Annotated in this window: 8 protein-coding genes; 5 read left to right on the forward strand and 3 right to left on the reverse strand. The window is 33.7% G+C overall.

The genetic code is table 11. The features are described 5' to 3' along the window. Window positions 1-16 precede the first annotated feature (16 nt). The 3 genes from ACR1PO_RS18500 (at window position 17) to ACR1PO_RS18510 (ending at window position 3,177) form a co-directional block, all read left to right on the forward strand. Complete coding sequence (locus tag ACR1PO_RS18500; protein WP_433987729.1) at window positions 17-724, forward strand: hypothetical protein; 708 nt, start codon at window positions 17-19, stop codon at window positions 722-724. 132 nt (window positions 725-856) lie between these two features. Further along, on the forward strand, window positions 857-2,095 hold the full coding sequence (locus ACR1PO_RS18505) for a hypothetical protein (protein WP_433987730.1): 1,239 nt from the start codon (window positions 857-859) through the stop codon (window positions 2,093-2,095). Window positions 2,096-2,217: 122 nt separating this feature from the next. Then, the gene (locus ACR1PO_RS18510; protein ID WP_433987731.1) at window positions 2,218-3,177 is read left to right on the forward strand and encodes a DUF6624 domain-containing protein; all 960 of its coding nucleotides are present in this window, start codon (window positions 2,218-2,220) and stop codon (window positions 3,175-3,177) included. Between the two features lie 302 nt (window positions 3,178-3,479). Here ACR1PO_RS18510 and ACR1PO_RS18515 read toward each other — a convergent pair whose 3' ends face one another. Together ACR1PO_RS18515 and ACR1PO_RS18520 are read right to left on the reverse strand one after the other, a co-directional pair. After that, window positions 3,480-4,073, reverse strand: coding sequence for a hypothetical protein (locus ACR1PO_RS18515; protein WP_433987732.1), 594 nt, complete (start codon window positions 4,071-4,073; stop codon window positions 3,480-3,482). Between the two features lie 27 nt (window positions 4,074-4,100). Next, entirely contained in the window at window positions 4,101-4,655 is a 555-nt protein-coding gene (locus ACR1PO_RS18520) for an SMI1/KNR4 family protein (protein ID WP_433987733.1), read from the reverse strand. Between the two features lie 99 nt (window positions 4,656-4,754). Here ACR1PO_RS18520 and ACR1PO_RS18525 point away from each other — a divergent pair, with 99 nt between their 5' ends. Further along, window positions 4,755-5,150 (forward strand): VOC family protein, encoded by a 396-nt coding sequence (locus ACR1PO_RS18525; protein ID WP_433987734.1) that lies wholly within the window; start codon window positions 4,755-4,757, stop codon window positions 5,148-5,150. Window positions 5,151-5,375: 225 nt separating this feature from the next. After that, on the forward strand, window positions 5,376-6,251 hold the full coding sequence (locus tag ACR1PO_RS18530; protein WP_433987735.1) for a YDG/SRA domain-containing protein: 876 nt from the start codon (window positions 5,376-5,378) through the stop codon (window positions 6,249-6,251). A gap of 35 nt (window positions 6,252-6,286) precedes the next feature. Here ACR1PO_RS18530 and ACR1PO_RS18535 read toward each other — a convergent pair whose 3' ends face one another. Further along, window positions 6,287-7,069, reverse strand: coding sequence for a YdcF family protein (locus ACR1PO_RS18535; protein ID WP_433987736.1), 783 nt, complete (start codon window positions 7,067-7,069; stop codon window positions 6,287-6,289). Between the last annotated feature and the right edge of the window lie 404 nt (window positions 7,070-7,473).

Here is a 7,473-nt window from a genome sequence, read left to right on the forward strand (position 1 = left end):
ATACACAATAATAATTATGAAAAAAGCAATTACTTTTTTTACTATTCTTTTATCGATAGTAAATATTCAGGCTCAGGAAAATATTGATTTACTGACCTACGAAAATACTCAGGATATTAATTTCTTCAACACTATTAAAAATGGCGCTCAGGTTAAGGAATATATAACAACGAGTAAAAACAGTGTGAAGGTAGGTGATACTTTAATATTAGGATCTCCTACCTCTGAGGAACTTAGTACAAGAACCTATTCCGGAAGTTATGGAAATAAAGCAAGAGGAGGGATTTCGCAATCGAGAAGTACTTCCAAAAAGACTTATGAATTTATACAAATGGGAAGACCAGCCGGATTTGGAAGTATTATGTCTGCCATGGGTGGTGAAGCACAGAATATGGCAGATATCAGCTTAAAAAATACCAAAGTTATTGTCAGAGAAATAAAAACTTATCACAGAGGCAGCAAAAATAAGCCTTTGTACGTAGTTATGGTTTTGGGAGAAATAAATGACAGGGCTTTTGGAATTAATAAATATTTAAGTGTCATGGATACGGAGTTAGGAATTGAGTCTGGCGAAATTCTTTTAAAAAATAGAAAAATGACCAGGGAAGAAGCGATTGCAAAATTAAAAGAAGCAAAAGAACTCGTGGAAATTGATATGATGAGCAAGGAGAAATTTGAAGAATTGAAAAAAGAGCTTGCTCCGATTATTAACAATAATAACTAAGAATTATATTTACATTTTTGGGAAGAAGAAATGGCATGCTAAGATCATTTTCAAAGAGTATCAATCTCAAAAAATGATTTAAAATTATGTGCTTAAATGCAGAACTCTTTTCCTTAAAATAAATATTACTAAATGGATACAAAATCTATCAATTTTTCCAATCAAAGAAAGCATAATGCTGTAGTACGTTTCCTGCGCTTGTGTGTTATTTCTTATGTGTACCTTTTTATTTTTACCTCACAGTTTTCACCTTTTGGGGGAGTCTATAAGAGTAGCGTTTTGTGGTTGTGTAAAAATGTTTTTCACCAAAAGCAGGTAAAATATATTGAAATGACCGGCAGTGGCGATACTACATTGGATTATTGGGTAGTGCTTGTAAATGTAGGCTTGGCTGTAATAACTGCAGTCGTTATACTTCTTGCGGATAAAAAACAGCGAACATTTAAAGACTTTCATTGGTTTACGGTAGTAATCGCACGCTATTATGTTGCTATGGTCATGCTTTCGTATGGTTTTGCAAAACTTCACGACGGGCAGTTTCCCGCTAACACAATTGGCAGGCTGGAAGAAAGAGTTGGAGATATGTCGCCAATGGGTGTGGTATGGACCATGATGGGAGCTTCCACTGGTTATACCTTTGTTTCCGGATTGCTGGAAGTTATTGGGGGGCTTTTGCTTCTTTTCAGGAGAACCAAAACTTTTGGCGCACTTTTTTCCATGACGGTGATGATCAATGTGGCACTGTTGAATTTCTTTTATGACGTTCCGGTAAAAATATTTTCCAGCCATATTGTTTTGTTTTGTGTCTTTATTGTAAGCGGTGATGCCATCGCCTTATATCGTTTTTTTGTACTGCATCAGCCATCGCAATTACGTTTTCAAAAAAGAACATCCGACAAAAAATGGAAGAGAATTACACTTACTACACTCAAATGGCTTGTAATAGCTTTTTTTATATCGAGCTCTTCATCTGCGCTGTTTTATACACCGCCGGCAGTCCCAATGGAAGGAGCATATATTGTTGATCAGTATATTATCAATAACCAGAAAATACCTTGCAATGATTCTCTGGGCTGGAAAAAAATAGTAATCAGTTATCCGGGGCAGACAAATATAATTCTGAATAATGACAGTACTAAAATATTTCAGAGTGTTTTAGATACCGGAAAAAAAACACTTATGCTTCGCAAAACATATGAACAGAACATATATGCCTACCTGCATTACAGTGTTCAAAAAGATAGTATTATTTTTACAGGAAATAAAGGCCGTGATTCTGTGAAAATAAAAACAATAAGAAAGAAAAAGGAAGATTACCCGTTAAATAAAAGAGGATTTCATTGGGTTAATGAATATCCGTTCAACAGGTAAGATATATATAAACTTAAATAATTTCAAATAATGGAGTTAAGTCATATAAATTAAACCGACCTAATATGTAAATTTGAAAAAAAATGTAACCATCTAAAACTTAAGAATTAAATACAGAAAAAATGAGAAACACGATTTATACTTTGTTATTATTATTTTTATTCACAGGCATTAATGCTCAGGAATATTCAAAATTAATAAGTGAGGCCGATCAATTATACAGAGCAAAAAATTATAAAATGTCAGCTGATGTATATGATAAAGCTTTTAAAATTGAAAGCGAAAATCCCAGTGACTTATATAATGGCGCATGCTCATCTGCTTTAGCAGGAAATACAAAAAAAGCATTTAAATGGCTGAACCTGTCAATAGATAAAGGCTGGACCAATCTAAAGCACTTAAATTCTGATACTGATTTAGAAAATTTACATTCAAAAAAGGAGTGGGGGAAAACTATTGAAAAGCTAGAAAAAAAAGTAGCGGCAATAGAAGCCAATTATGACAAACCCCTGCAGGCTGAATTATTGGCAATTCTTGAGGAAGACCAAAAATACAGAATGCAAATGGATGAAACGCAAAAAAAATTCGGTCCACAATCTAAGGAAATGAATGACCTTTGGAAAATAACAATGCAGAAAGACTCACTTAATTTAATAAAAGTAAAAAAAATATTGGATGAAAAAGGCTGGGTTGGTAAAGACAAAGTAGGCGCACAAGCCAACAGTGCATTATTTCTTGTCATTCAACATTCAGATCTGGAAACGCAGAAAAAATATTTGCCGATGATGAAAGAGGCTGTAACAAAAGGAAATGCAAGTCCGGGTTCTTTAGCTTTGTTAATTGACAGAATAGAAATCCGGGAAGGCAGAAAACAAATATACGGAAGTCAGATAGGAATCAATCAGAATAATAAAACTTACTATGTTTTACCTTTAATTGATCCTGACAATGTGGATAAAAGAAGAACAGAAGTTGGCTTAGGTCCAATCTCTGACTACGTTAAAAATTGGGATTTAGTTTGGGATGTTGAAAAATACAAAAGTGAATTACCAGAACTAGAAAAATTAAATAAAAATAAATAGAAAATACGACTGTTAACAGCAGTTTGCAAAAATGGCGGATTAAGGTTCCATTTAAAGATTCCTTAATCCGCCATTTTTGCAAACATCAACACAGATAGATGAACAAAAGCTATTCAGGAAAACCAGGAATAGAGTTGATTATTACTTGAAAACCTGATGCAATAATCAAGAACTTAAAAACAATGCAATCTAAGATGTGCTTTGAATCTTTGAAACTAAAACACCATACAATTTAACATAATATAAATTATAGGACTTTTTATAATAATCCTGAAATAGAGTATTAATCGCCTGAGAATCCCTTATTCATTATTTTTTTCTTCCAGATATGTTGTAACGGTTTCTGAGAACTCTTCTTGGGTCATGAATCTGTCCAGAAAATCTTCCAGTTTTCCCCTGTTTTCAATTTCCTGGAAATATACTTCATGGTCTGTGCTGTAAACGGTCGGATTCGCCTGATCAGGATCTGTCGTACATACAAAAAAATGATCAGGATATCCATAAGAATAAAATATACAGATAAATTCCATTTCAGCACCTTCTACAACTTCACGTAATTCTTTTTCTTCTACAAGTCCGTCCAGTTCTTCATAATCATCTGAATTTTCTTTAAATGGCGTGAAAAACCAATTCTTGTAAAAATGCTGTCCATATGCCTGATCATGATCAGAAAAATAATGTCCCAACAGATTTTCAAAAAATTTCTGCTTATCCCGGTCATAAAGCCCTTTATGGGATTCATAAAATTCATCAATCCCGTACAGCTGCCAGTCTTTATGATAAAGATGATTGCTGAACCTTATATTCTTCCAGTTTTCCGCAAAATTTTCAGAAGCATTGTTAGTCTCCGCATTTCCTCCTAATGCATTGATTTTATAGATGATATTTTTATTCATTATTTTCCATTTATATATTATGTTAAATCACAATAACGGGAAATTTAAAGGATAACCATTTTCTTTCTCCACAGTAAAAAATTCATCTGTATGATCTGCAGATAATCCTTTATAATAATCGTTGAGCTTTCTTAAAAAGTTTTCAAGGCTGGAAGCAATTACATTTCTGTCGGCGTCCCGGTTCCAGAATTCAAGAATCTGACCTTTATTCCCGGTAAAAGTTCCTTCTGAGTCATAACAGATATAGCTTCCGCCACCATTATGAAAGATCGGAATCCAATGGCGGTTCCACCAGTTTTTGATGTCAAAATCCGTCCCAATCATTGAGGTAAGTTCCTGAGCAGTATCCAGCGACTGCTCCAACGGCATAAAAATAGAATTGTTCACAAAGGCATCATAAGAACTACTCTCCTGCCCGTTTTTCCACAGATATAATGTCTTCAAATCCTGAGGAATCCGTATATTATATTTCTCTTCCAGTTTATTTATAGCATTCTCCCCGGATGAATCCTGTAAGCTATTGTAAAAATCAGGTCTTATTCTTTTGAGATGAATATCCAATTCCTGAAGAGTATTTTCCATAATTTTTCATTTACATCTTAAAAATACAAAATCTTGCCACATGACAGTTTTTATGATAGCTAAACATAATATCTTTATCCTAACCAAAATATAAATAATATGAAACCTAAAATGATCTGGGCCAATCTGGCTGTAACCGACCTTGAACGCACACAGAAATTTTATACAGAACTGGGATTCAAGCCTAATAATCCGCACAGTTCCAATGAACTGGTCAGCTTTTTTTTCGGAGTAAATGAATTCGTCATCCATTTTTTCTTAAAAAATATCATCGAAAGAAATTTAAATACCATGAACTTTGGAGATCCGCAAAACTCCAACGAAATCATATTTACCCTTTCTGCAGAAAGTAAAGAACAGGTAAACAGTTGGGCCAATGAAGTCAAAAACGCAGGCGGAACCATCGTCTCAGAACCTGAAAGTTTTGGGGAAAATTATTATGGTTTTGTATTTGCGGATCCTGATGGACACAAGTTTAATGTATTTTTTATGTAGTTTTTAACCCATATTTTCAGATGTTAGACCTGAAAGCATTTTTGCCCATATATCCACTCTATTTTCAGTCAGATAGCATAGTTACTGGTTTGAAAAACAGGGCTTTATTTGGGCTTTTAGTTTTTGCATAAGCATGTATATTAACCATAAAATATACTATAAAAACCTGCTTATGATTATTTTTTTAACTCAAAATCATAAATTTGTAGTTAAATAAAAACAACCGTGAGTAAACCTATTATATTTGGTGAGATTGAAGGTATTGACGAAGGCTATCATTTTAATAATAGAAAAGAAATGATGTCTACAAGTTTTCATAGAAATTGGGGAGCAGGAATTGATGGGAATGCGAAAGAAGGTACTGCTGCTATTGTTCTTTCTGGAGGTTATGAAGATGACTTAGATTTCGGAGAAGAAATTGTTTACACAGGAGCTGGTGGCAATGATAGTAATACAGGAAAACAAATAAAAGATCAAACTTGGGAAAAAGGAAATGCAGGACTTTTAATAAATATGGATCAAGGATTACCTGTACGTGTTATACGCGGATCAACACATAAGTCTGAATTTTCACCTCCAGAAGGTTATACATATGCTGGGTTATATAGTGTTGTTGATGCTTGGGAGGAAACTGGTAAAAGTGGTTTTAAAATTTGCAGATTTCGTCTGGAATATTCTGGTAATAATAAAATAAAAAAGACAACTCGTCAAATTCAACTTGACTATTCTGAAAAAGTCAAAAAAAGAACAGAAAGCACTGTTTTAAGAATCGTACGCGATACTAAAATTGCGTGGCAAATAAAAAAATTATATAACTTCAAATGCCAAGTTTGCCTGATCTCCATCCCAACTAAATTAGGTCATTATGCTGAAGGCGCTCATATTAAACCGCTAGGTAAACCTCATGATGGAGATGATAATCCTGATAATCTTATTTGTCTTTGCCCTAACCACCATATCATGTTTGATAAAGGTGTGTTTTCAATTACTGATAATTTACAATTAATTGGAGCTTTATCTGGACAGCTGATAATTAATAATAACCATAAATTAAATCTTTCTAACTTACAATATCACCGTCAAACGCATGGTTTTGAATAAAAATTTGTCTCTCAGTTAAAATAATCTTACATTTTTTATCCATTCAATCCCAAACTGTTATACAGCTGCACCTGCCATATTCCCAGGACCTCTTTAAGCATGACAAAAGTAAAAGCAGCATTGTAGCTGTTAGGAATCAGCGTAATTTCAGTATCAATAAAATCCGATGCGTTCGGGACAGGATGTAATCCAAATGTCTGAAACAGAGAAACAGATCTTTTCATATGAAAGCCAGAGGTCACCAGATCTATACTGGAAGGAGCCATCTGCTTCAAAATCCCGCTGGAATATTTTGCGTTCTCATACGTGTTCATGCTTTTATCTTCCTTAATAATGTCAGTATCTGCCACCCCCATTCTTTTAAAATTCTCCCGAAATAATTCCGCTTCACTGATACTCCCTCTTCCCTTTCCTGAAATTAATATTTTACAGGATTTATGATCTGTTTTGTATGCATGATACAGCTGGTAGGCCGTTACCATTCTTGAATAAGACATTGTATGCAGCTTTTCTATATGGTCTATATCTACAACCCCTCCGCCTAATACAACTATAACGGGATGCGGAGAAGTAGTATTCCTGACTTTAGAAACATTGAGGTAGCCTTTCTGCAGATATCCTGAAATCAGTTTGCCCAGAAAACCATTTCCTATAAAAATGACCACCAAAACGGCAAATATGCCCATTCCCATTCTCAGTTTTCTATGTTTACTATTTTTTTTCATCAGAGCAATGAGCACGATCACAAGAAATAGCAAGAAATAAGGTTCTGTAAAAAGCTGTAAAACACGAAATAAAAGGTCCAGTAGAAATTTCATCTATGATATATTGATTAGTTTTGAAAACATCAGATCCTCAAAGATAAGGCAATTTCCTGAGTAAAGCTTTTCAGTTATATCTCTACAGAATCATCATAATCCATTGACAGCAACAAACCATTAAACTTTATTAGAATAATTTCATCAATTTACCTTTCTGTTTATACAATTATTTTATACATTTGCAATCATCAAACAACACACTTTTTAGTGTGTTAATAAAGAGAAAATTCCTACCCTAATGAAAAAGCAGAAAAGTATTTCCATTTTTATGACCGTACTTCATATATTTTTGGACAGACATTTTTGTAAAGAAAAAACAAAAAATTCCAATTAAATATAAGAGAAGGATTTAATCTTGTGTGTTTCGGCCGCCAAAAGCAGACAAAAACCCTCTTCTCTTT

Origin of the sequence: Chryseobacterium amylolyticum, from assembly GCF_051011775.1 — a bacterium.
GTDB lineage: Bacteria > Bacteroidota > Bacteroidia > Flavobacteriales > Weeksellaceae > Chryseobacterium.